This is a genomic window from Vibrio sp. D173a (genome assembly GCF_030248475.1).
Genome location: NZ_JAHGAH010000888.1, coordinates 1 through 659 on the forward strand (window position 1 = coordinate 1; position 659 = coordinate 659).

The 659-nt window shown below is 49.3% G+C and carries 1 protein-coding gene; it reads right to left on the minus strand.

What is annotated here, in order from left to right; translation table 11 throughout:
* On the minus strand, positions 1-494 hold a 494-nt coding region (locus KIV40_RS30035; RefSeq protein ID WP_285352926.1), incomplete at its 3' end, for an alpha/beta hydrolase-fold protein.
* Between the last annotated feature and the right edge of the window lie 165 nt (positions 495-659).

The following is a 659-nucleotide window of genomic DNA, read 5'->3' on the forward strand; positions in this document are numbered from 1 at the left end:
GAGCTCTCGTGGTTTTTAATGCCAATGGTTAATGCTCCATGTCCACCCATGCTGTGACCCGAGATCGACTTAATTGGAGTTACAGGGAAGAAAGACTCAATAAGCGCTGGAAGTTCAGTCACCACATAATCATACATGCGGTAGTGTTCGTCCCAAGGGGCGTTAGTCGCGTTCAGATAGAAACCAGCGCCTTGACCCATATCATAGGCTTCGTCATCAGCAACACCTTCGCCGCGTGGGCTGGTGTCTGGGGCAACAATAGCGATACCTTGTTCTGCTGCAGCCTTGAATGCGCCGGCCTTCTGCATGAAGTTCTCATCAGTACAGGTTAAGCCTGATAGCCAGTACAACACGGGTACTGGATTCTCTTTGCTCGCATTAGGTGGTAAGAAAATGGCAAAGCGCATATTGCAGTTCAGTGAAGCTGAAAAGTGGGTGTACTGCTTGTGCCAACCGCCAGCAACCTTGGCTTGGCTGATATTTTCGATCGTCATTAAATTGTGCTCCATTCGGTTGTTGGGCGGAGAAAATTAGGTTTCGCTTTGCTTGCGTCTCTTTGTTAAAAGGCGTCGGGTTGTCGGCTCTTAACAAAGAGATTTCACCACTTCCCGGGCGAAAAGTGGTGAAGGCAATGTGTTGGCCCTCAAGTGAGAGCCAAG